We start from the raw sequence: 24,426 nt of genomic DNA on the forward strand, positions 1-24,426 counted from the left end.
ATATACTTCCAAAAAACAGAGTATTTCGTTCTACTTCCGATTTGGTTTTCCAAACCGAACTAAAACATGCCATAATAATTTTAATTCTTGAAGCACTTCCTCATAAGTTCCACGATCACTCCAAGATAATGGATTGTGTTTCAAATCCGCTACAGCAGAACCGATTATATTTGCATCGATACAATTATGTCGTGCAATACGTCTTGCCAAAGATGGCATTTTGGAACCTCTAAAATCCATTGGAACTTCGTCTACCGGCAGTACAAAACCCATGTGCCAATACAAATCAATAGCATACTTCAGGCAAATTTCTTCTAAAGTTCTTCCTACATCCGTACCCTTAAATGAAGGATCTACAACAAGAGCTTCCACGTCTTCTTTAAGAGAAATCTCTCCATGAACTTGCGCTTCAATATAATGATTAAGATTACGGGCTGGCTCTTTGCTTACTAAATCTATAAACGGCCTTTCCATGTTAGCCAGTAAATGATTAACTAATCTTGTTGGAGTCAAATTCCCTTCACCAATTGTACACTCTCTTACGAATGTCTCTTCCAAAAGAGCAGCTAAAATCATATCAAACTCCTCATAAGTCCCCTTTTCTTTTGGATCTTGATGCGAATCTAAATACGTATATGTAGAGCGAGAAGAAACTTTTGGAGATAAGAGAAAATAACATGATCCAAAACGCGGAGCCGGCCCATCTGGATGTAACATCAAATTTAGCGCCCCATACTTTGGCCGTTGATCATTCGTTACACCTTCCAATTGATATGCTCCTCCAAATATTCTCTGTTCCCAAAGGTCACGTTCACCGCCAGGATAAGCAGATACGCTTCCGTTAGATAGCAATGTTTCAAACTGACTTTTATATATTCCTTGCTCAAACAATGCTTCAGCAACACTTTTCATACTCGAATCGAGTCTGTCTGGATGAACGTGTAAAGCGATCCTTGCATGAGATTTTAAGTTAGCCACAGCTTCTTCAAATATTTCATCTGTAATATTACACATGTTAAGTATATGATTAATTGTTGCTTTCGCCTCACGTTTTTCGTTCTCTGCATATTTTGAAATATACTCTAAAGCAAATAATTGAGACCTTGATAATTCCATAATCCAATCTCCCCTTTAATTGAAATGACCTTAATCCTTTCAATTAAAAGTGCATTTTTTCCTTCTTATGCAACTAACCTAGTGTATTGAACAAAAAGTACTTTCATACAGTCTAATTACAGATGCGAGCATTCTTTACGGGTAAATCCACACATTCTACAGAAATGTGATATCCTAGCCAACGCTCAGCAATATGTTCAAATGATAAGGCAGAGCCTGTTGTAAAAAATCGATGCTCAGGATTCAGATTGTCAGACAAAATTCCTTTGTGCTGTAAAATTGTGCTTAACTCTATCGCTGTTTCTTCTGCAGAACTAATAATCGTTACATCCTCTCCTAGTTCCTTTTTAATATAAGACTCTAAAAGTGGATAATGCGTACACCCAAGAATTAACGTATCTATATCTTCTTTCGTTAATGGCAGTAAAGCTTGTTTCACTTGCTCGGTTACATATGCTGTATCTTCTAATTGATTTTCTACAACTGTAGCTAAGGTCGGGCACCCATGACTATGCACTTTCAAATATGTATCAAGCTCATGCAATGCTTTTTCGTACATATTAGATTTTATCGTACCTACAGTTCCAATTACTCCGATTTCCCCTTTCTTCGTCACTTTAATTGCCGCTCTTGCTCCTGGATGGATAACGCCAATAACCGGAATAGAAAGTGCTTCTTGCAGCGCAGTCAATGCAGCAGCTGCAGCAGTATTACATGCTACAACTAGAGCTTTTAACGGAAACTGTTTGAGGAACTCAACCATTTCAAATACGAAAGATTGTACCTCTTCTACACTTCTTGGCCCATACGGACAACGCTCATTATCACCAATATAATAAATGCTCTCTTTAGGCAATTGTCTTATAATTTCGCTCGCAACTGTTAATCCCCCAACTCCCGAATCTAACACACCTATTACTGAATGTTTATGACATACAGACATATACTTCATCCCCTTTTCAATCATCTAGCGCCAACAACATTTATTATATTATGAAAATTCAATATTACATAATAATCCTTCTTACTTTTAATCACAAACTCTTCTCTATAATCTGATTATTATTATATCCATTGACGTATAAAAATTCATTTGTTACTCTTAAATACGTTAAATTAATATTTAAATCCTCATTCGTATCTCGGTGAGGTAGAGGTTGCAGTCATTAAGAGTATCATTTCAGGAGATGTAGTGGCATTGATGAACGAATGAGAAAGGAATGATTGCCGAAGTAAGCCCGTGTCCACCATGCACGCTTGCTGGGTCTGCTACTTAATAAGTGCAGAACTGTCACAAACGTTTCGTTTGTGGAGAGCTATCGAGAGGTATGTCGTGGGTTTCTTATAAGATAGAAAGCATGTAGCGGCAAATTACGTGCTTTTTTTGTTTTGTTTGGGACTTCTCTTCCTGACTCAGGAAGACATACATATCTCCTCGCTTGACTTGGTTATACTAACTTTGGAGGTATTTTCTATGCAACAAAAAAAATGGGGCTTTTGGGTACTCACAGCTTTCGTTGTCGGTAACATGGTTGGCGCTGGTATTTTCATGGTGCCAAGTACGTTGGCACAAACAGCAAGCCCTCTCGGTGTCACTTTAGCTTGGTTAACAACAGGGTTTGGTGTTTTAATGCTAGCTCTTGTTTTCGGTAATTTAGCAATTCGTCGTCCTGATTTAACGACAGGGCCACAAAGTCATGCATATGCTTTATTCTCAACACCAAAAAAGAAAAAAATGGCTGGTTTCAGTATGGTATGGGGATATTGGGTTGCAAACTGGGCAAGTAACGTTGCCATCATTACATCATTTGCGGGATATTTATCACTCTTCTTCCCAATTATGAAAGATACACGACTACTATTTTCAATCGGTTCTTTTAATGTAGAAGTCGGAAAACTAATTACATTTACGATTTGTTCCATCTTACTTTGGGGAACTCATATTATATTAACAAACGGTGTAAGCGGAGCTGGAAAGCTAAACTTCTTAGCAACAACAACGAAAGTAACTGGATTCCTATTATTCATCGTCGTTACATTATTTGCATTCGAAGCTTCTAAGTTTGGACAATGGTACACACCGATGATCGATAAATCAGGTGTATCACACGGCCTTCTTTCACAAGTAAACTTAGCTGCTCTTACGACGCTTTGGGCATTTATCGGAATTGAATCAGCGGTTCTTTTATCAAACCGTGCTGTTTCTCCAAAAACGGTAAAACGCGCAACAGTTGCGGGATTACTTATTACAGTTGCGATTTACTTAGGAATTACAATTTTAACAATGGGTGTACTTCACATTGATAAATTACAAGCTTCTGAACGTCCATTAGCAGATGCACTAAACGCTGCAATGGGTCATGGCGGCGGGAAACTGATGGCATTACTTGCTCTTACTTCCCTATTCGGTTCCATCTTAGGCTGGATTTTATTAAGCTCAGAAGTACCATATCAAGCAGCAAAAGAAGGTTTCTTCCCTTCCTTCTTCACAAAAACAAACAAAAAAGGAAGTCCAATTTATTCATTACGATTAACAAACATTATGTCGCAAGTGTTCTTATTCTCAACATTATCAGGAACAATTGCGGAAGCTTATACATTCGTTATTACTGTATCGACACTGGCCTACCTCATTCCATATCTCGTTTCACCAATCTTCCAGTTAAAACTAGTCGCAACTGGTGAAACGTATAAAAATGAAATGCGGGCAAGAATTACAGATGGCATAGTCGCAGTGATTGCACTTTGCTACGCACTATGGGTTATTAAAACAGGAGCAGCCGATATAAAAACATTCCTTCTCGGAATTGGTTTATTCGTAATCGGCTTTGCCTTCTATCCATTAATGAATCGTGATCAGAAAAAAAATAACGAAAAGAAAAACGGGCAAGTTGCATAACGCAATTTGCTCGTTTTTTCTTTTCCAAAACATATATAATAGAACAAAGAGGTGAAAAACATGTCAATCGAATCACTATGGAGCAGCCGTTTCCAACAACATATGCAAAATATCATTACATACTTTGCACGTATGATTAACGGTTTACTATATAGCTTTATCTTTATTTCATGCGTTGGCGCATACTACTATGCTCAGTTTCTAAAAGCATCTCCTTCTAAAGGAATATCTTTACTACTCATCACGATTGTACTTACATTCATTATAACGAGATGCCCTATTCGTACATTTATTCAAAAACCTGACGCTGTCTATTTACTAGCACTAGAAGAGAAATTAACTTCTTATTTCAAAAAATCTCTTCTATACAATTACATCATTCAGCTTTTCCCATTATTATTTACGTTCCTTATTCTCGTTCCGCTTGCACTGCAATCATTACAATTAACGATACCTTTCTTATGTACAATCTTTATCATTTTAATGGTTACGAAAGCTTGGAACATATACATACATTGGATGTGGCGTGATCGTCACGAAAAAAATATATGGCTGATTATTCGTATTGCTTGTAACGCCCTAGTCATTTATATGCTGTTTTATGCGGCAAATGTTCTCATATTGGGCGGATTACTTTTACTGCTTGCTTTCCTGCTTCTTTATACGAAAAAACAGCCTACAAAACGAATACCATGGGATTACATAATCGAGCAAGAAGAAAAAATGAACGTTCGTTTTTATCAATTTGCTAGCATCTTCACTGATGTTCCGCAACTAAATAAGCAAGTAAATAAAAGAAAATGGCTTACAACTTGGATTGAACCTTTATTACATAAAAAACGAGCAACTTTCTTCTATTTACATACACTCGCATTTTTACGCGGGAATGATTATTTCGGTATATATATTCGCTTAGGGTTGATCGGTGCCTTCGCCTTATATTTTATACCAAACATATACGTAAAAGGCGCTATCGCATATATCGTCCTATATATGATTTCTATGCAGCTCCGTTCCCTATGGAAATATTTTTCGGGAAATATTATTGTAGCATTATATCCAATTGATACTGAAAAACGGCTGAATCAATTTCTTCACTTACTCTTTATATTGCTACGCATTCAGCTCATTATATTTTCAATTGTTATACTCATTGCTACGGGACAATTACTACATGCTTTGATTATTATGGTAATCGGGGTAATCTGGATCAAATTTATTATTGTACCAAAAACGAAGCAACGAATTTCCGCATTTTAACGAAAAGAAATATCTTAAATGCCAAGGAGAAAATAAAGTATCTCCTTGGCTTTTTTATTTTCCCTTCTCAAACAAGAATCACTGGTACAACCAACATTTTATGATTTTTACATACAAAAACGATAATACATGTTTACATCCTAACAAAAAGGGTATCTATTAATTAACAGCGTAAAGGAGGGGCCTATATTGTGAATAAAAAAACGGAACAATTGGAACACCACGTTACGGATAATCAACGCAAACATGCTTTAACAACAAACCAAGGAGTAAAAATAGCCGAAGATGAATTCTCTTTAAAGATGGGCTTAAGAGGCCCAACCTTAATGGAGGATTTCCACTTTCGCGAGAAAATGACCCACTTTGATCATGAGCGAATTCCCGAAAGAATTGTTCATGCACGCGGAGTTGGCGCTCATGGTTATTTTCAGCTTTATGAATCGTTAGAAGCATATACGAAAGCAGATTTTCTTACTAATCCTTCAAAGAAAACGCCTGTATTTGTACGGTTCTCGACCGTTCAAGGTTCTAAAGGATCAAACGATACAGTAAGAGATGTACGCGGATTCGCCACAAAATTTTATACAGATGAAGGTAACTATGATTTAGTGGGTAATAATATGCCTGTATTCTTTATCCAAGATGCTATTAAATTCCCTGATTTTGTCCATGCAGTTAAACCAGAACCACATAATGATATTCCTCAGGGAGCTAGCGCTCATGATACATTTTGGGATTTTGTTGCGCATAATCCCGAGTCTACTCATATGGTTATGTGGCAGATGAGCGACCGTGCTATTCCGCGTAGTTTACGAATGATGGAAGGTTTTGGGGTTCATACATTTCGACTTATTAATAAAGAAGGAAAAGCCCACTTCGTAAAATTTCATTGGAAACCTACCCTCGGGGTTCATTCATTAGTATGGGATGAAGCTCAAAGGATTGCTGGGAAAAACCCTGATTTCCATCGTCAAGATTTATATGAAGCAATTGAAAAGGGCGATTATCCAGAATGGGAGCTTGGATTGCAGCTAATTCCAGAAGAAGATGAGCATGCATTTGATTTTGATATTTTAGATCCAACGAAATTATGGCCAGAAGAAGAAGTTCCTGTAAAACTAGTTGGTAAAATGACATTGAACAAAAATGTTGATAACTTCTTTGCAGAAACGGAGCAGGTAGCTTTCCACCCTGGCCATGTCGTACCAGGTATTGATTTTTCAAATGATCCTCTTCTGCAAGGAAGATTGTTCTCCTATACAGATACACAATTATCTCGTTTAGGAGGCCCTAATTTTCACCAAATTCCTATTAACCAGCCCGTATGTCCTTTTCATAATAATCAACGTGATGGCATGCATCAAATGCAGATTCATCGCGGTCAAACAAGCTATCACCCTAATGGCTTAAATAATAATCAACCAGCAACCGTGCAAGCTGAACAGGGCGGATATGAGCATTATCAAGAAAAGATTGATGGACATAAAATTAGGGGGCGCAGTAAAAGCTTTCTTAACTTTTATTCGCAAGCTAAACTTTTCTACAATAGTATGAACCCTATTGAAAAGCAGCACATAAAAGATGCATTTTGCTTTGAAGTTGGGAAGTGCAAATCAGACATGGTGAAGGCAAATGTAATTGCTCTACTGAATCATGTCGATCGTCAATTAGCAAAGGAAGTCGCTAACATGATTGGAGCCCCTTTGCCTAAAGAAAATCACGAAATAAATTCGGATGCAAAATCACCTGCGCTAAGCATGTCCAACACTATTTTTAAAGCTGATTCCAAAAATGTGGCAATTCTATTGAATGGTGACCCAAGCGTCTCCCTTCTGTCCGAATGGATTCAAGCTTTTGTACAACACCGAATGAACTATAGCATCATAGATAATAAAATTCATCAGTTCAATGATTCCATTAAAGTAACGGATACTTATACAACAGCAGACTCTGCACTTTTTGATGCGGTATTAGTGTTTAGTAGCGAATCTGTCATTCAACCCCCTGTTTTAGAATTTGCAGAAACTACTTTTAAACACTTTAAACCGATAGCCTATGTCCTTAGCGATCCTCATGCTTTAGACAATAGTAAAATCAAATTAGATGGAGCAGGAATTTACAACTTAACAAACACTTCAATTGAGTCATTTATAGAAGGCATTGCCCAAGGACGATTCTGGAACCGATAATATAAGGAGCGGATTAGAATGAGTAAAAAAATTGCTATTTTAATAACGGATTATTTCGAGGACACAGAATACACAGAGCCAGCAGAAGCTTTTAAACAAAAGGGATATGAATTAACAACTATTGAAACAGAAAAAGGTAAAACGGTACACGGTAAACAAGGAAAAAGTGAAATTGTAATTGATAAAGGTATCGATGATGTTTCTCCAGAAAACTTTGACGCACTCTTCATACCGGGTGGATTTTCTCCAGATATACTTCGTGCGGATGAGCGTTTCGTTCACTTTAGTAAAGCATTTATGGATGCGGAAAAACCTGTTTTTGCTATTTGTCACGGACCCCAATTACTCATCACTGCACAAACACTTGAAGGACGCGATGTGACTGGATATAAATCTATTGAAGTCGATTTAAAAAACGCCGGCGGAAACTTTCACGATAAAGAAGTAGTCGTATGCCAAAATCAGCTAGTAACAAGTAGACAACCTGAGGACATCCCGGCGTTTATTGAAGAATCGTTGCGTATATTGGAATAGTTATTAAAGATTAATCAAAGTAGCTATTTAGCTACTTTGATTAATCTTTTTATTTGTATGAAAAACAAAAAAGAACCTTATTTTTAATGATCTTTTCATACACCCTCTTTTCTCTCCCCGGAACTTCTAATCACTTTTCATAAGCAGTTCTCATATAGTGAAAATGACTATACAATTCCTATCCATAAGTTAAATAATGATTTTACACATATATAAATACAAAAGATGGGAGCCTTATTTATGAATAACAATCCACCTTCAACGCCCCCAAATCCAGCGGAAACGAATAATAATGAAGTGAGCTTACAAACGTTACGCGTCATCGGACTTATTGTACTGATTAGTGGCTACATATTAGTCACTCTTTCTGAAGTAGGAACGTTAAAAAATCTTTTACTACAACCGAGCACCACTCCAAATTTAGCTGAAGTTGATCCGTTTTAAAAGCCATATGAAAAGCGATTTCTAGCATCGCTTTTCATATCGTTTTATCCAATCTGAGAAACCTCCCCCTCATACTTCTCTCTCCCAATCGCCTTCATAAATAATAAAATACTGCTCATACCAACGATAAAGTACAGAGCACTCATGCCCCAAGATGCGATAAATGAACCTAGCATAACACCCAATGCCCCGTTCATTTTTGCTACTTGAAAGACCATTCCGTTAATCGCCATATATGAACCTCTCGCCTCATTTGGTACCATATCTGCCATAATAGATTGACGCACTGGCACATACATCATCTCTCCTACCGTTTGGAAAAGCCCTGCAATTAATAAAATCCATAAACTATTGCTCGTTCCGAGTATTGTAAATCCAATTGTATAAATGAATAAGCCTACATATAATATTTTCAAATCGTTGAAGCTTTTCAGCATTTTAATAAGAAGTGCTGAACATAATACAACTAAAATTGTATTCTCTGCAGAAATCCAGCTCAGCATGCGAATACCTGTTAAATCAAACGTAACACCATTCCCGAATAAAAAGTGCACCGTTTCAAATTCCTTCTGCAAGCGTACTCCTAAATAATTATTAATTTGAAACTCTAACGATAATGTACATATACTTGCTGCACAAAAAATTAAAAACGCTCTATCTTTCATCACAACTTTATAACTATCCGCCATATCTTTTAATACATTTTTCTTCTCCACCGTTTTCCGTGCTACATACACTTCTTCCATATATACAGCCATCACATATAAAGTAATAACTGCAATCACTGTTAATCCGATAAACAATTGCAATCTATAGTTCTCAAATAGTAATCCGCCAAATATCGCTCCAATCGCAATGGATAAATTAATTGCCCAGTAGTTAATGCTGTACATCACTTTTCGATTCTCAGGTGTACTCACATCAATTAACATCGCCTCTGTCGCAGGATTCATAAGTCCAGATCCTAAACTATTCACTAGCATAAAGATAAATGTTAACCAAGGTGAATCTACATAATCGGAATTTGCAATCCCCATACAAGCAATGGAAATGACTTGTATACTTTGACCGATAATCATAACCTTTTTACGACCAAGCCGATCTCCAACATACCCACCGTACAAACCAATTACTAATGAAGCTATGACATTAATAAGTAGTAACGCACCAGCAATCGCACTACCTAACTTTATTGAAAAATAAATCGCCATAAATGGAAAAATCATCGTGGATACAGTACGTGTTAAAAACGAAGTTATAATTCTAATTTTTATATTTCGATGCATACTCCAAAATCCCATTGTTTCCCCCTCCTTATGCTTACTTATTTTACTTTGAAAAAAAGGAAGAAAAAGGTTAGAATATTCTAAAGAGTTTCCCCTTTTATAATAGAAGGAAGTGTATATATGAAAATTATGGACTATTACATTAGACTAAGACTACATGCACAAGATCAACAACATATGCGAAATAGCTTACAAGAATTAGCGGATGTTTTATATTGCAGTACGAAAAACGTAAAGATTTTATTAAAGAAAATGAGCGAGGAGCAATTAATTAGCTGGACTCCAGGGCGAGGTCGCGGGAATAAAACGGAAATTCTATTTATACATAATTTCGTAGAAGCGATTGGGTCCTATACAGATGAACTGTTAGCGCAAGAAAAATTAAAAGATATCTTTCTTCTTTTAAAAGAACCCCTACCCCTTGCACTTCAAAAAAAGATAGAAAATAAACTACATCATCATTTTGGATACGAACCTTCAAATGATATGTACGACATACTAAAAATTCCTATATCGAGAAAGATAGTCCCATTAGATCCGGCTTTTGTGGCTGTAACTACAGAAAGCCATCTTACAAGTCAAATTTTTGATACGTTAGTCGTTTATAACGATGTGACGGAAAAAATGGAACCACACATTGCGCATACGTGGGAATTAAGCGAAGACGGGCTTACGTGGACTTTTTATTTACGAAAGGATGTATATTTTCATAACGAAACAGTTTTAACTTCTAAAGATGTACGATTTTCATTTGAAAGACTAAAAGAAGTTCACTCTCCTTTCGAATGGTTAACAGCAGAAATTGTTCAAATTGAAACGCCATCACCACTGCAAATTCGATTTCATTTAGCAAAACAAAATTTATTTTTCTTACACTATGTAAGTTCCATACAACTAGCAATTTTGCCGCGTGATGCAGTTATTCAAAATCATCATTATATAGGTACTGGACCTTTCAAACTTGCCCATTACTCTGAAGATAATATCGTGCTCGAAGCGTTCACTCATTATTTTAAAGAGCGCGCGTTATTAGATCGTATTGAATTTTGGGGTATTCCTGATCATGTACAAATCGATGCTGATTATGAACTACCAAATGAAGAAGAAAATGAAAGGCATAATATACAAATAGAAGAAATAGGTTGTATTTATGCTGGCTTCAACTTTACAAAACCTGGTCCTCATCACGACATTTACTTTCGAAAGGCTTGGAGAGAACTATATGATGTTGAAATGATACTTCGTAACATAGAAGGAAGACGAACAATTGCTGCATCAAGCTTTTTCCCTGAAAGAAGTCGCCAAGCTACTAAAAGATCCTACTCTTTAGAAAAAGCGAAAGAGTATTTAAAAAAGAGCACTTATAACGGAGAGACGATACATATTTACTTCTTCGCATTTAAAGATAGTGCAAATGATGCATATTTCTTAAAAGAACGATGTGAAAGTTTAGGTATACAAGTAGAGCTTCACCCATTTCTCGTTTCAGATTATATGAACCGTTCTATCGATCAACATGCCGATATTATTTTCATGGGAGAAGTGTTTGCTGCCGATCATGAACTTGCATTCTTAAATGTATTTAAAAATAAAAGTTGCTTCGTAAACCGGTTCATGGACCCGCACTATGAAAAACAAATTAACTGTTTACTTGATACATTTTTATTAGAAGAAAATAAAGAAAAGCGCTACGAGCTCATGTATGAGATCGAAGAATTTTTACAAACAGAACACATCATTTTATTTAACTATCACGTTTTAAAAAGAAAGACATACCCTTCTTCTTTAAAAAACGTAACAATTGATTCATTCGGTTGGGCAAATTTTGCGAAGTTATGGATACAGCCATCCATGTATTAACATGCAAGTTTTTATAAAAGGAGAAAAACCATGAAACGCACCCTAGAAAAAAGACTTTCCTATCTATACACAGGTGAGTTATTTTCAGTCATTACTTTTATTTTCACAAGTTACTTACTTAATTATGCTTATCCTACGTTACATTTATATTCCCTAAATTCTTTTTGGGTCTCATTTCTTCTTTTAGAGTTTATCTTATTACAAGGAGTAATTTACTGGTACGTAAAGTGGAAACGACTAAAAAAAGAGAAAACATCTGTTACGCCCATTAGGATCATTCAATATTTAAAAATACTTAAAAAGATAAATATAGCATTCATTATCACGGGATTTATTACGTTTACTATTGATTTTGTAATTTGGTATCCTCACTTACCTTTAGGTGGGCTATCATTCACTCTATTTATTTATATTTTTGCATTACTTGAGTACCTTAACTATTATCATACTCAGCTTTCATACGATAACATCTCTGATATGAAACATTTAATCAAATCAAAAAAACTAAAGCAGTCCTGTATAAGTAAAGATTTTAAACGTATTTCGTGAAAGAGAAGGTACTACATCCTTAGTAGTACCTTCTTCACATACAAATACAAACTATTATTTAATTACTTCATCTAAGTGATCTTTCAAGTTCAATAAATATTGCTCAATATCCGGATTCTTCACCACATCATAACAAGCAAAACTCTTTAACGGACTCATCCCAAGAAACTTCTGCACGCGGTGTAAATGACTAAGCGTTGATTCTAGACTTTCCCCTTCAAAGAACTTCGTCTTATCTCCAAATGAATTTTCAGGTGCATTCCAAGTTGTAGAGAACATATACTCTTTCTCTGTTAATAAACCACCTGTTCCGTATTCATCTGCACCTTTAAAGAACAAACCGTATTCATATACTTCATCCATATACGTTTTAAATAATCCTGGAACACTAAACCAATAAATCGGTGTTTGATAAATCACAACATCAGCCCATAAAAATTTATCTTGTTCTTCCTTTATATTGTATCCATCTTGAATCGTTGTTGTTTTCACTTGATGACTCTCGCTTAATACCGCCACCATATGATCCACTAACGTTTTATTTAATCGTCCTTCCTTTGTACCGTATTTTTCATGTCCATTTATAATAAATATTTTTTTCATCGTTTTCCTCTCCCCTACTCTATTCCTCGCTTATTAACCCAAGTTGCTGTTTCAACGTAAGATTATCTTCTAAATGCCAGTCTTCCGTAATCTTTCCGTCTTTCACATGCAAAATATCTATTGCAGAAAAGCTAATATTTTTACCGTTATGCGTTCCTGTAAAAGAAAGACGAGCTGTTACTTTATCACCGACGACTAATAAATCTTCAATCTCGCAATGTATATTAGGAACGACTTTACGAAAATTTTGTGCTGCAAACTTTAACCCTTCAACACCTTGTGGTCGCTCTTTTGGCAACGTATTATCGAAAAAATCTTTCGTAACAGTCTGCGAAAGAAGCTCCTCTTTACCTGTATCCCAAAATGCATAAAAACGCTGCGCTGCATGAACCATTTCGGTCGCTTCCATTTTACTTAGTGAAGGATCGATTGTCATTTTTTTTGCCTTTGGCATTTCTTTTAATAACTGTACTTCAGTTTTTCCCTCCACGCCACATGCTACAAGCACAATACAAATAACAAACAAACTAAGAAATCCAAACAACTTTTTTATCCCCATGAAAATCACCACCTCCTCCTCTAAATCCTTTGTATTTCGTATTGCTATTGTATATGCACTTACTTCCTTTATGAAAGTAGTGATATTTTTTTCATATAGTTACCAAAAGTATAGTTTTGTGATACTATAAAGCAAATTCATTCAAAAAATTTTATGGAGGCTAGTTCCATGAGCAATATAGATCCGGTTGAATTAACGAAAGGTTTTCCTGGCATACCTTGTCCCATCGCTAAAACACTTGATGTAATTCGTACAAAATGGACGTTTTTAATCATTCGCGACCTTCTTATCGAAGGTACATTACGCTTTAGTGATTTACAAAAATCAATGGACGGGATTAGCCCGAAAACATTATCGCTTCGACTAAAAGAATTAGAGTCTCAAGGCATTATAACGAGAAAAGTATATCCAGAAGTTCCGCCTCGTGTAGAGTACACATTAACGGATAAAGGAAAGCAATTAGAGAGGATATTTATTGAATTAAAACGGTTTGGATTAAGCTTATAAAACAAAAACCCCTTACCGTTGTAAGGGGTTTGATTACTTCGCAAAACTTTCAGCTAACTGTTTCTCTCTCCACATAAATGTAATAGCGAGACCAACTATTAAGACAACTCCTGAAAATGCATATGGATAATGAATATTCATATCAAATAATATTCCGCCCATCGCTGGTCCTGCTATATTTCCTAAACTCGTATAAGTCGAGTTCATACCAGCAACGAATCCTTGCTCTTTTCCAGCTGCTTTTGATAAAAACGTCGTTAAAGCTGGGCGAAGCAAATCAAATGCAAGGAAAATGAAGCACGTAACGAGAAGTACAATCCAATAATTAAAGACTACAGTTGAAATGAACGCTAATACTGCACCTACAATTAAACAGATTTGAATTAACACTTTTTCACCGAACATATCAACTAATTTTCCAAACATAAATACTTGCACAACTACCCCAAAGATTGAACTAATTGTAATAATTGCCGCGATATCTTTCGGTGTGAATCCAAACTTATGATCAGAAAACAGACTGAACACCGTTTCATACGCCGATAAACCGAACGCAAGTACAAATACGATGATAAATGCAATTGCATACATTGGATGTAATGATTTCTTTAAATCACCAATAAAGCTTGATTCTTTCGTATTAGAAGAAATCTCTGCAAGCTCTTCTTTCGTTAACGGTTCTTTCAAAATAAAGATCGAAATGACACATGCTATAAAAGCAATTGCAGCTGCAACGAAAAACGGTACACGTATACCGTATTCTGCAATAAATCCGCCGATTCCAGGTCCTATAATAAAGCCGGTACTAATAGCAGCAGATAAATAGCCCATCGCCTTTGGACGTTCCTGTATAGATGTAATATCCGCAACATATGCCGTAACACCAGGCATGATAAAAGCAGCACTAATTCCGCCTAACACCCTCGCTGCATAGAGCATCCATACATCAGTTCCTAATCCGAAAAGAAGCTCTGAAACACCAAAAATAAATAATCCAATGATTATCATTTTCTTCCTACCATAAAGGTCGACCCACCGGCCTGTAATAGGTGAAGCAATAAGCTGAGCCATTGCAAACACTGCAACGAGATATCCCATCGTCTTACCTGTTAAACCCATATCATTCATAAAGGACGGCATAACCGGAATGATTAATCCAATCCCTAAAAAAGCGATAAATATATTACTCAAAAGAATGACCAGTACCATCTTTTGTTCTTTTATCGGTTTCTTCACTTTCAACACCTCTTCCCGTAAGCTCCCCTCAAAAAAATAATGCCCAAGAAGCTTTTTCTTTATCCTGCTATTTGTGGGCTAATCATGAGTAGAAATGCCCCTACTCGTTAGAATTTCACTGTATCCTTCCACACATACATACGCATTAGGTGAATGACTATCATTCAGTTTTCCTCAAAAATGAACCTACCTTCTCAGACAGGTTCATCTCACTATTTCTTTATATGTAATGCATGTGTTAAAAAATCTAGTACTTCTGCCTTTTGTAACTCGACTTGCTCATCATCTTTATGATCATATAAATACACTTGCTCCGCTGCTGATTCAACTAGAGCGATAAATAACTTCGCTGTTCGCTCTGCGTGAACCGAATCACGAATTTCACCCGCTTCTTTCGCCTCATTTAAAAATTCACTTAGCCACATATAAAGAGGCTCATACACAGCTTCCCATTCTTTTATATGTTCTGTAGATGCAAGACCCGCATACATTAAAGCTTGTATTTCACGATATTCCTCTATGAAGTGAAACACCGCATCTATTACTTGCGTTACTTTACTTGAGAAAGGCGCATCGTTTTGCACTTTTTCTTTTACTGCAAGTATCATCTTTTCAACCATCACTTCTGCTATTGCAGGCATAACAGATAACTTAGAAGGAAAATATAAATAGAAAGTTCCTTGTGCAATGCCAGCTAATTTCACGATATCAGAAATCTTCGTTTTTTCAACGCCCTTTTCCTGAAATACTTCAATCGCTGCATAGACAATTTTCTCTTTTTTATTCATCATCTAAACCCTTTCACACGCGTATTGAATGACTGTCACTCATTTTATAAGATAATCGATTGTACTGTCAATGATAGTGAACTTTGCGAGGAAATCATTTTTTTCATAATAAAATCTCCTAACAAAAAATTAGGAGATAAAAATGCCAAATACCTTTAAGAAAGAGCCTTTAACCCTGTCACGCCGCATACAATAAGAGCTACACTAATGATACGTGCTTTACTTTTCGACTCACCAAACAGGAACATGTTTAATAAAACGGCACCTGCTGTTCCAATACCAATCCAAACCGCATACGCGACACTTACTTGTAAAAATAAGAAAGATGTATACAAGAATGCAAAGGATGTAGCAAACCCACCTATATAAAGAGCCCCATTTGCTAATGTTTTATCTTTACTATACATTTTAAGACCGATTACACCGACTATTTCACTAATTGCAGCACAAAATACGAAAAACCAACCCATCTTTAAGCAGCTCCTTCCATAGTATCTTCTTTATTATCAGCTAGCTTTAAACCGATAACGCCAGCTACAACCATCACGATAAAGAATAATTTTCCTACACTGAAACTCCCGCCGAAAAGGAATACATCCATTAAGAAAGTACCTACCGTACCAGCTCCGGCGAAAACAGCATATACAGTCCCTGTTGCAAGATGCTCACACGCTTTAGAAAGAAAGTGAAAATCAACAGCGATAACGCCTAAAATAATAATCCAATGCCACCAAGTATCGGCCGTATTAAAACCAAATACCCAAAAAATTTCAAAGATACATGTTAATATGACATATAACCAAGCTCTATTCTTCATACCTCTCACCTCTCATGACTGACTATCAGTCATTTTTATTTTAAAAAAATATACTCTTTCATCAATACTATATAAAAACAACTATCATCCTCATTTACCATTTATATTTATTCCGTTTTCAAACTAACTACATCCTTCCAAAGAAGAAATGACTGAATGTCATTCATATATATTGTACATGAATATTTTAAAAACTGTCAATGCCGAAAGTTTATTTAAAATTTCTTTCATCTGATTTGTATATTTCCTAATAATCTGTCAATACTGCTAGTAACATAATATTTTCTCCACTCCCCCTTGGAGAGATCCCTTAAATAGAGCAGTTAGCTTTTGCTAGCTGCTCTTCTTTACATTTATTTCACCCAACATACCGAATCATCGCCACCTCATCACAATAATCAACCTTTGGACAATGTCTACAATCAATCCATACCTTCTCTGGTAACGCCTCTCTATTCACAAAAACAAACCCGCACTTTTGAAAAAATTCCGTTTCATATGTTAAAGAAATAACTCTACTCACTTTTATTTTCGCCGCCTCATTTATTACATGGTTTACTAACATACGTCCGATCCCTTTTCCTGCATATGTATGCGAAACGACTAAAGATCGTACTTCTGCAAGATCCTCTCCTAACACATGTAAACCAGCAACTCCAACGATTTCTCCCTCTTCTTTCATAACATATAAACATTGTAAATATTGATAGAGAGACAAAAGAGAACGCGGTAAAACCACTCCCTCTTTTGCATAAACTTCAATGAGACTATAAATTTCTTTCACATCACTCGTAACCGCATTACAGATTTTCATATGCTATCCCCTTGCCCCCGATATTAATATTTATAACTCGAAATGAATTTTAATACATAATTTTATATAATAATACATCTCTCTTTTCTTCTCGTCAATCACTTTATACAAACAAAAAACCAAGCAATCTAATCGATGCTCGGTTCCTCATTTCGTATCGGTAATACCGTCGAATATTTAATTTCACGAAGTGCTAAACTCGTCTGTATCTTTGTAATACCAAGCTTATTCAGCTTTCTAATAAACTGCTCTAATTCTTTACGATCACGATTTGCGACCTTTAATAAATAATCATATTCTCCTGTTAAGCAGTGACATTCTAACACTTCAGGCATCGCTTCTAATTCTTTTTCCAACACTTCAAGTTTATCCGATTGATGAATATTCGTACTCATAAAAATGAAGCATAACAAATCAAAACCAAGCTTTTCTTGGTTTAAAATGGCTACTTGCTTATCAATGAATCCTTCTCCATCTAATCTTTTTATTCTCGCATGCATCGCAGCTGGTGATAAATTAACACGTCGCGCAAGCTCTGCATTACTTACTTGTGACTCCTTCTGTAATATATCTAAAATTTGGACATCTAAATCATCCAACACTTTAATAACAGACGACTCCATTATAATTCCCCCTTATTTCTTACCGATGATTATTCGAAAAAACACCTTATAACTTATATAAAACTGAACATCCTTCTTTAAATATTATTCATAACAAAACATTTTATCGATTTTTATCCATTATACAAAAGAATATATTACACAATAAAGAAAAATGCTAAAATTATTTACAATTCACATTGATTACAACAAAGGGGATTTTAATATGCCTTATTTTTATGTCTTTTTACTATTACTAACGAGCTTATTATGGGGAGGAAACTTTGTCGTTGGAAAATCACTTGTTGATCACGCATCTCCAATGACACTTACAAGTTTAAGATGGATGATTGCGATTGTTTGTTTATTACCAATGGTATGGTTTAAAGAAAAGAAAATCATTCCACCACGCGCTGCGATACTTCCGTTAATATTGATGGGAATTTCAGGGGTTGCTCTTTTTAACATCTTTCAATTTTTAGCATTAGAAAAAACATCCGCAACAAATGTAGGGCTTATTTCTACATTAAACGCGATTTCTATTGCACTATTTTCTGTCTTATTTCTAAAAGAAAAAGTAAATACACTTCAAATTTTATCTATGATTCTTTCATTCTTCGGGGTTATCCTCGTCCTATTAAAAGGTAACTTTGCACTTTTATTTTCATTACATTTTAATAGCGGCGATTTATGGATGATTGCGGCTGTTTGCATTTGGGGAATCTATTCTGTTTGTAGTAAATGGGCAACAAAAACAACGACACCGCTTATGGCGACGCTTTACTCTGGTATTTTCGGCGTTATTTTATTACTACCATTTAACATAGGAAGCTTCACTGTTACAAATATCAACACTTCTTTTATAACATCACTTTTATATACTGGACTCATTTCCACAGTTCTTTGTATGGTATTTTGGAATGTTGGCGTACAAAAATTAGGAGCAACTACATCCGGCATTTTTCTAAACTTCAATCCCATTTTCACAGCTATTTTAGCATTCCTTTTCCTCGGAGAAGAATTAACGTGGATTCAAATTTTAGGGACAATGATCGTTGTGACAGGATGTTATTTATTTTCTCATTTCAAAACAGTTGCCGTTCAGCCAACTAGAGCTTTAATACGAAAACATTCTTAATCCAAAAACATCGCCAGCGAAGTGGCGATGTTTTTATTTACGTTTCATTTCTTTCACATACTGCTTTTCTTCTTCTGGCGATAAACGTTCTGTCGCCTTTCCAGTATCACCACCTTGAATTTCCCACAAAAAGTTATGCTCCTCAACCGTTTGTGAAAAATCCCCTTTCTCCCAGCGCTCCAAAGTAGAAAGTAACTCTGACTTATATTTAAAATTCGTACCGCTTTCTACTGCGTTCTTCGCACCACGAATTTCCTTATTTGTCATTTCAATAAATCCCCATTTTTCAGAGGATTTCACTTTTTGATGTACCATCCTATGCATTGTAGAAATAATTTCAGCTTCACTAACTTGTTGCTTCTCTTCCTCTGCTTTCTTTCCTTGTTGTCCCATTACTTTTTGCGCTTTAAGACTCTTCTCCTCTTCTTCTATATAATTAATACCTTTAGTAACACCGAATACAGCTCCTATCGCAATTACGATCACTGTAATTGTCCCTATAATCCATTTTTTCATATTATGTATTCCCCATTCCCCTAATAATCACATAAACAAATGGAATCGCCTGCACACAGTCGATTCCATTTGTTTCCTTATTTTATTTTAAACCTTAAGCGCTTCTCGCACAATATAACTATCCACACATTGCTTGAATTTTATGATTTTTCCATTTTCAAGTTGCCATACATGAACAAATTCTGCTTCAAATGATTTTCCCGTTTCTTTATAAACTCCTGAATACATACCTTCAGCAATAATTACATCTTTTTCACTTACTTCATGATACGTATTTACACTTGCTTTATAATCATCCCATTCTGATCCTAATCGGCTAAATACATTTTCCATTATAGCTTCTACACCGATATAAGTTCCCCCGTACGGGAATCCTTCTGCCTCTGTCCATTCTACTTTTTCAGAGAGGGCTTCTGCTAAATGTTTCGCATTCGAAGAAGCTGATCCTTCATATGTACTTCGAATAATTTCTAAATTTGATTTAGACATGTTACTTCCTCCCGTTTTATTTATTTTTACACAAGATGTAACACATGCAGTTACATCTTGTGTAAAAAAATATTAAATTGTTTTATTCTTAATCTATAAGTTGTAATCATTATAGTTACAATCGTTATTCAAGTCAACAATTTATAAATAAAATCTACTTCGTTTTCATTACTTTCTCTTTTATGAAACGGTCTACATATCCTTCTGCTTTTACAACGAATAAATACGCACCCATTGATAATAATGCAAGGTCTAATTCATATCCTGGATTCTTTCCATCTCCTAATAAACCTGCTGCTCCATTTACCTTTACGATAGCTCCAGCTAAAATAAGAGCGAATAACAATCCTACATACTTTACGCCTAAACCGATAATTAATAATATACCACCAACTAATTCAACTGTTGCTACGCCATACGCTAGACCACCCGGTAAGCCAATGCTTGTAAACCAGCCTGCTACGTTATCGATACCTGATTGAAACTTCGCTAAACCATGTGCAAAGAACGTTACTCCTAACACGATACGAATAATTAAATTCCCAATATATTGATTCATTTTTTTCTCTCCTTTTTGTTTTGTTATGGTGAACTTTTATTTACAAGTCAAAACAATACGGTATTTCATTTCATTCGTCAAATACTTTTTTAAAGAAAACAAAAAACATTATCCCTTTTACGGATAATGTTTTCCTACAAAGTAGCGTTAATTCAAGCTTTTACTCTATCGCATAAAAAAGTTGAAACATTTTTCCAGCGCCAACATACGGCAATAAAGAAATATCCTCTTCTACAACCATGCCAACAACGTTCACTTTCTCATCTACAGGCAAATCATGTATAGCAACTTGCATCTCTCCTGCATATCTACCGTACAATTCATTATCAATTGTAATGCTGCCTTTCTTTCTTACAATTGCATTCATTGGCTGTAAAATCACTTTATTTTCTTCTCGTGATTCTACAGACCGAATGACATCACGGGCTGGATCCAGCCTATTTGTATGCACTTGCTCCACCACTTTTAATACTTCATTATCAGTTATAAATGATTTGTAACGCAATGGAATAATCCCTCTACTCGCACTCGCTATCTCTTGTACACTTTCTACACTTCCGCTTATATCCCCGATTAACACCTTATCGACACCACAATGTTGTACAAGTTCTAAGTACGCTTCAAGTGGGCGCATATTGCGGTGCTTTTCTAGCGTTGGTAAGCCTTCATATAACGGGCCCCGTTTTTCCCCATCTCCCGGAATAAATGCCATTGTTTTTATTCCGCACGCATGTAAATATTCGTTTTGTTTTTGTAAAAAGGACTTTGCTAGTCCTGTTTCTGGGCGCGGGTAAAAATTATGCCACGCTTCTACATTCTCTACCTTTATATTTTCTATGATTAACTCTTTCCAAAATGAATCTGTAATCGTGCTCGCATTTAAAGCTACTTTCATCTTGTGAGATACGCGTGCGATGTCTTTTGGCGCAATGCCGTAGTCCATTCTTAAGCCTGTAATGCCCCAGTCCAGTAGATCCTCCACATTTTCATACGTCATCCCTAAATGGTATAACGATTTTGGAGAAACATCGACCATTAATTCCATGTCATTTTCAAGAGCTTGTTTCCCAAGTATTTGAATTAGCTCTTTATACGTACCAGGGTCATCTTCAGGAATGTGCAATGATGTAAAAATAGATGAAAACCCGTTTTCCTTCGCTACTTTTAGCCACTCTTCTTGCTTTTTTACTCGTTCTTTTGCAAGGTAAATTGAAACTCCAATCATATGAATCTCCCTTTCTATAAATAGAAAAAGAGAAAGGAATCCCTTTCTCTATATGTTTTCTGCCATTTCTTCTTTAAATCCGAAGAAGTACGTAAAGATGAATCCGAACGTATATGCCACTACTAATCCAAGGAAATATAATAAATATTTATTATCAGCAATTAACGGAATTAACGATAATCCTGATACACCAATTCCAAGTGCAGCTGTTTTCATAACTGCTTGGAATGCACCGCCAACTGCTGCTCCTAAACAAGCTGTAAGAAACGGTTTTCCCAGTGGTAATGTAACCCCGTATAATAACGGTTCACCAATTCCTAAAAATCCAACTGGTAATGCCCCTTTAATTACGTTACGCAGTCGTTTGTTTTTTGTTTTTACAAAAATAGCAATTGCTGCTCCTACTTGCCCAGCGCCAGCCATTGCAAGTACCGGTAATAAAGGCGTTACGTGCGTTTGATTAATAAACTCCATGTGAATCGGTGTTAAACCGTGATGTAATCCGACCATAACGAGCGGTAAAAATGTTCCAGCAAGTACTGCCCCAGCAAACGCTCCGCCAATACTTAAAATACCATTAATTCCGCTCGTAATTCCTTCAGATAAGAAACCTGCTACCGGCTGAATTGCTAACATCGTTACGATACTTACGACTAACACAGTAATAAGCGGCGTTACAATAATATCAACTGCATTTGGTACAGCTTTTCGAACTTGTCTTTCCACTACAACCATAAGCCACGCTGCAAAAATAACTGCAAACAATCCGCCCCGTCCGGGTACGAGCGCTTCACCAAATAACTTTACGTTCGCCATCGCCGGATTGAAAATTAAAATACCAGCAATTGCCCCAAGAACTGGTGTCCCGCCAAACTCTTTCGCTGTATTCCAACCGACTAAAATGCCTAAGAATGTAAAGATACCGCCGCCAATAAGTAGTAACATTTGTAGCCATGTTGCATTCGGATCAGCACCTGCGTTTTTCGCAAAGTTAGCAACCCCGTTTATAATACCTGACGCAACAAGACCCGGAATTAACGGAATGAAAATACTTCCTATTTTTCTTAAAAAGTTTTTCACCGGTGTATTATTTTTCTTCTTAATTTCTGACTTCATCTCTTGCCCAAGATCTTCAAGGTGATGATCTGCCACCTCACCAATTCGCAGTCCCGTTAAACCTTCCATCTCTGCTGCTACTTTATTTACCGTTCCCGGACCAACGACAACTTGAAGCGTCTCATCTTCAATAACGCCCATAACCCCTTCAACCTTTTTCAAAAGGTCCATGTTCACTTTACTTTCATCATGAAGCGTTAATCGTAGTCTCGTCATACAATGAGCAATGCCACGAATATTTTTTACTCCCCCAAGTTGCTCTGAAATTTCTCTGGCCATTCTCTCTTCTTTCTTCATAATAGAATCCCCCTCCCTATTATTTTATAGTGCCTTCTTCACAAACCCTTTCGCTTCTTTTAGTTTCTCCAGTGCTTCCCCATACTCACACTGCAATAACACCATAACAATCGCAGCTTTCACGTTACGTTCTGCTTTTTCATAATGCTCTGCCGCTACTTCATAACTAACACCTGTTGCTTCCACAATAATTCGTTTTGATCGTTCTATTAACTTTTCATTTGTAGATTGAACATCTACCATCAAGTTTTTATATACTTTCCCTACACCAATCATAGATGCTGTTGAAATCATATTGAGCACTAGTTTTTGCGCTGTACCAGCTTTCAAACGCGTTGATCCTGTTAAAATTTCTGCGCCTGTTTCTACTTCCACGTTTAGTTTTGCATATTTACTTATTTCAGCATTTTTATTACAGGAGATACTAGCTGTACTCGCTCCTACGCTATTCGCGTACTTCAAGCCACCAATAACATAAGGAGTTCGACCACTTGCTGCAATTCCAATCACTGTATCTTTCTCATTTAATCCAATACTTTTCAAATCTTCTTCTGCTAATTCTTCGCGATCTTCTGCACCTTCTACCGCTTTAGTAAACGCTTTCAATCCACCTGCTATAAATCCTTGCACCATTTTATCGTCTGTGCCAAATGTCGGCGGACATTCCACTGCGTCCAAAATACCTAAACGGCCACTCGTACCAGCCCCAATGTAAATTAATCGGCCCTCTTCTTCGAAAGATTGAATAACAGCCCCTACAACCTTTTCAATTTGTTCTATTTCATTTTCAACTGCTAATGCAACAGTTCGATCTTCTTCATTCATACTTTGCAAAACTTCTTTTATGCTCATCTCATCTAAATTCATCGTCTTCTCATTGCGATGTTCTGTCGATAAATTTTCTAACATATTCCCACCTACTTTGAAATTTAATTTCATACTTTCATTATAACTTTAAGAAATTTAAAATCAATATCACTTTATTATTTTATGAAATTTAATTTCTTTTCATGACGAATTTAT

The 24,426-nt window shown here is 36.1% G+C and carries 26 protein-coding genes and 1 riboswitch; of the genes, 9 read left to right on the forward strand and 17 right to left on the reverse strand.

All coding sequences use genetic code 11. The features are described 5' to 3' along the window. Positions 1 to 30 precede the first annotated feature (30 nt). A complete protein-coding gene (locus PDQ40_RS23750) occupies positions 31 to 1,116 on the reverse strand; it encodes a DUF3626 domain-containing protein (RefSeq protein WP_270691691.1) in 1,086 nt (361 codons plus the stop codon). A 112-nt stretch (positions 1,117 to 1,228) separates the two neighbouring features. Further along, a complete protein-coding gene (racE, locus tag PDQ40_RS23755) occupies positions 1,229 to 2,059 on the reverse strand; it encodes a glutamate racemase (RefSeq protein WP_000109654.1) in 831 nt (276 codons plus the stop codon). A gap of 200 nt (positions 2,060 to 2,259) precedes the next feature. Further along, a riboswitch (Lysine riboswitch) is annotated at positions 2,260 to 2,443 on the forward strand. 147 nt (positions 2,444 to 2,590) lie between these two features. On the opposite strand from racE, the gene PDQ40_RS23760 reads away from it, so the two are divergent. The 5 genes from PDQ40_RS23760 to PDQ40_RS23780 all read left to right on the forward strand — a co-directional run bounded on the left by PDQ40_RS23760 (position 2,591) and on the right by PDQ40_RS23780 (position 8,442). Further along, positions 2,591 to 4,015 (forward strand): amino acid permease, encoded by a 1,425-nt coding sequence (locus PDQ40_RS23760; RefSeq protein ID WP_001186312.1) that lies wholly within the window; start codon positions 2,591 to 2,593, stop codon positions 4,013 to 4,015. A gap of 60 nt (positions 4,016 to 4,075) precedes the next feature. Further along, positions 4,076 to 5,275 (forward strand): ABC transporter permease, encoded by a 1,200-nt coding sequence (locus PDQ40_RS23765; protein ID WP_000021406.1) that lies wholly within the window; start codon positions 4,076 to 4,078, stop codon positions 5,273 to 5,275. A gap of 191 nt (positions 5,276 to 5,466) precedes the next feature. Continuing rightward, complete coding sequence (locus tag PDQ40_RS23770) at positions 5,467 to 7,464, forward strand: catalase (protein WP_001036524.1); 1,998 nt, start codon at positions 5,467 to 5,469, stop codon at positions 7,462 to 7,464. Positions 7,465 to 7,482: 18 nt separating this feature from the next. After that, positions 7,483 to 7,998, forward strand: a complete 516-nt coding sequence (locus PDQ40_RS23775) for a type 1 glutamine amidotransferase domain-containing protein (RefSeq protein ID WP_000037526.1) — start codon at positions 7,483 to 7,485, stop codon at positions 7,996 to 7,998. A 240-nt stretch (positions 7,999 to 8,238) separates the two neighbouring features. Continuing rightward, positions 8,239 to 8,442: a hypothetical protein gene (locus tag PDQ40_RS23780; protein ID WP_001063858.1), complete on the forward strand. Its 204-nt coding sequence runs from the start codon at positions 8,239 to 8,241 to the stop codon at positions 8,440 to 8,442. Between the two features lie 44 nt (positions 8,443 to 8,486). Here PDQ40_RS23780 and PDQ40_RS23785 read toward each other — a convergent pair whose 3' ends face one another. Further along, a complete protein-coding gene (locus PDQ40_RS23785; RefSeq protein ID WP_000508188.1) occupies positions 8,487 to 9,743 on the reverse strand; it encodes an MDR family MFS transporter in 1,257 nt (418 codons plus the stop codon). A 105-nt stretch (positions 9,744 to 9,848) separates the two neighbouring features. Between PDQ40_RS23785 and PDQ40_RS23790 the strand changes: the two genes are divergently transcribed. Both PDQ40_RS23790 and PDQ40_RS23795 read left to right on the forward strand, forming a co-directional pair. Then, positions 9,849 to 11,588, forward strand: a complete 1,740-nt coding sequence (locus PDQ40_RS23790; RefSeq protein ID WP_000699850.1) for an SgrR family transcriptional regulator — start codon at positions 9,849 to 9,851, stop codon at positions 11,586 to 11,588. A gap of 30 nt (positions 11,589 to 11,618) precedes the next feature. Continuing rightward, the gene (locus PDQ40_RS23795) at positions 11,619 to 12,137 is read left to right on the forward strand and encodes a hypothetical protein (protein ID WP_000831570.1); all 519 of its coding nucleotides are present in this window, start codon (positions 11,619 to 11,621) and stop codon (positions 12,135 to 12,137) included. Positions 12,138 to 12,191: 54 nt separating this feature from the next. Here PDQ40_RS23795 and PDQ40_RS23800 read toward each other — a convergent pair whose 3' ends face one another. Then, on the reverse strand, positions 12,192 to 12,740 hold the full coding sequence (locus tag PDQ40_RS23800) for an NAD(P)H-dependent oxidoreductase (RefSeq protein ID WP_000718020.1): 549 nt from the start codon (positions 12,738 to 12,740) through the stop codon (positions 12,192 to 12,194). A 19-nt stretch (positions 12,741 to 12,759) separates the two neighbouring features. Then, positions 12,760 to 13,299, reverse strand: coding sequence for an ester cyclase (locus tag PDQ40_RS23805; protein WP_000511555.1), 540 nt, complete (start codon positions 13,297 to 13,299; stop codon positions 12,760 to 12,762). 168 nt (positions 13,300 to 13,467) lie between these two features. On the opposite strand from PDQ40_RS23805, the gene PDQ40_RS23810 reads away from it, so the two are divergent. Continuing rightward, positions 13,468 to 13,806, forward strand: coding sequence for a winged helix-turn-helix transcriptional regulator (locus PDQ40_RS23810; protein WP_000065113.1), 339 nt, complete (start codon positions 13,468 to 13,470; stop codon positions 13,804 to 13,806). A gap of 33 nt (positions 13,807 to 13,839) precedes the next feature. Here the strand turns inward: PDQ40_RS23810 and PDQ40_RS23815 are convergent, their stop codons facing one another. The 6 genes from PDQ40_RS23815 to PDQ40_RS23840 all read right to left on the reverse strand — a co-directional run bounded on the left by PDQ40_RS23815 (position 13,840) and on the right by PDQ40_RS23840 (position 18,084). After that, positions 13,840 to 15,042: an MFS transporter gene (locus PDQ40_RS23815; RefSeq protein WP_000742938.1), complete on the reverse strand. Its 1,203-nt coding sequence runs from the start codon at positions 15,040 to 15,042 to the stop codon at positions 13,840 to 13,842. A gap of 212 nt (positions 15,043 to 15,254) precedes the next feature. Beyond that, complete coding sequence (locus tag PDQ40_RS23820; protein ID WP_002163739.1) at positions 15,255 to 15,833, reverse strand: TetR family transcriptional regulator; 579 nt, start codon at positions 15,831 to 15,833, stop codon at positions 15,255 to 15,257. Positions 15,834 to 15,985: 152 nt separating this feature from the next. Beyond that, the gene (locus PDQ40_RS23825) at positions 15,986 to 16,300 is read right to left on the reverse strand and encodes a DMT family transporter (protein ID WP_000539674.1); all 315 of its coding nucleotides are present in this window, start codon (positions 16,298 to 16,300) and stop codon (positions 15,986 to 15,988) included. Positions 16,301 to 16,302: 2 nt separating this feature from the next. Further along, entirely contained in the window at positions 16,303 to 16,647 is a 345-nt protein-coding gene (locus tag PDQ40_RS23830; RefSeq protein WP_061131379.1) for a DMT family transporter, read from the reverse strand. 358 nt (positions 16,648 to 17,005) lie between these two features. Further along, the gene (locus tag PDQ40_RS23835; protein WP_270691692.1) at positions 17,006 to 17,461 is read right to left on the reverse strand and encodes an N-acetyltransferase; all 456 of its coding nucleotides are present in this window, start codon (positions 17,459 to 17,461) and stop codon (positions 17,006 to 17,008) included. A gap of 128 nt (positions 17,462 to 17,589) precedes the next feature. Further along, the gene (locus PDQ40_RS23840; protein WP_000446103.1) at positions 17,590 to 18,084 is read right to left on the reverse strand and encodes an Lrp/AsnC family transcriptional regulator; all 495 of its coding nucleotides are present in this window, start codon (positions 18,082 to 18,084) and stop codon (positions 17,590 to 17,592) included. Between the two features lie 205 nt (positions 18,085 to 18,289). Between PDQ40_RS23840 and PDQ40_RS23845 the strand changes: the two genes are divergently transcribed. After that, positions 18,290 to 19,201, forward strand: coding sequence for a DMT family transporter (locus PDQ40_RS23845; protein WP_074602671.1), 912 nt, complete (start codon positions 18,290 to 18,292; stop codon positions 19,199 to 19,201). Between the two features lie 33 nt (positions 19,202 to 19,234). On the opposite strand, the gene PDQ40_RS23850 is transcribed toward PDQ40_RS23845, so the two are convergent. The 6 genes from PDQ40_RS23850 to murQ all read right to left on the reverse strand — a co-directional run bounded on the left by PDQ40_RS23850 (position 19,235) and on the right by murQ (position 24,312). After that, positions 19,235 to 19,717 carry a DUF6241 domain-containing protein gene (locus tag PDQ40_RS23850; RefSeq protein ID WP_000758765.1) on the reverse strand — a complete coding sequence of 161 codons (483 nt, stop codon included), beginning with the start codon at positions 19,715 to 19,717 and terminating at the stop codon, positions 19,235 to 19,237. Positions 19,718 to 19,804: 87 nt separating this feature from the next. After that, a complete protein-coding gene (locus tag PDQ40_RS23855; protein WP_270691693.1) occupies positions 19,805 to 20,206 on the reverse strand; it encodes a nuclear transport factor 2 family protein in 402 nt (133 codons plus the stop codon). 154 nt (positions 20,207 to 20,360) lie between these two features. Next, positions 20,361 to 20,765: a DoxX family protein gene (locus PDQ40_RS23860; RefSeq protein WP_001077745.1), complete on the reverse strand. Its 405-nt coding sequence runs from the start codon at positions 20,763 to 20,765 to the stop codon at positions 20,361 to 20,363. A 160-nt stretch (positions 20,766 to 20,925) separates the two neighbouring features. Next, the gene (locus tag PDQ40_RS23865; protein ID WP_270691694.1) at positions 20,926 to 21,990 is read right to left on the reverse strand and encodes a DUF871 domain-containing protein; all 1,065 of its coding nucleotides are present in this window, start codon (positions 21,988 to 21,990) and stop codon (positions 20,926 to 20,928) included. Positions 21,991 to 22,038: 48 nt separating this feature from the next. Further along, positions 22,039 to 23,403: a PTS transporter subunit EIIC gene (locus PDQ40_RS23870; protein WP_000711320.1), complete on the reverse strand. Its 1,365-nt coding sequence runs from the start codon at positions 23,401 to 23,403 to the stop codon at positions 22,039 to 22,041. 24 nt (positions 23,404 to 23,427) lie between these two features. Then, complete coding sequence (gene murQ, locus PDQ40_RS23875) at positions 23,428 to 24,312, reverse strand: N-acetylmuramic acid 6-phosphate etherase (protein ID WP_000892362.1); 885 nt, start codon at positions 24,310 to 24,312, stop codon at positions 23,428 to 23,430. Positions 24,313 to 24,426 lie beyond the last annotated feature (114 nt).

The organism is Bacillus cereus group sp. Bc061, from assembly GCF_027715825.1.
GTDB lineage: Bacteria > Bacillota > Bacilli > Bacillales > Bacillaceae_G > Bacillus_A > Bacillus_A paranthracis.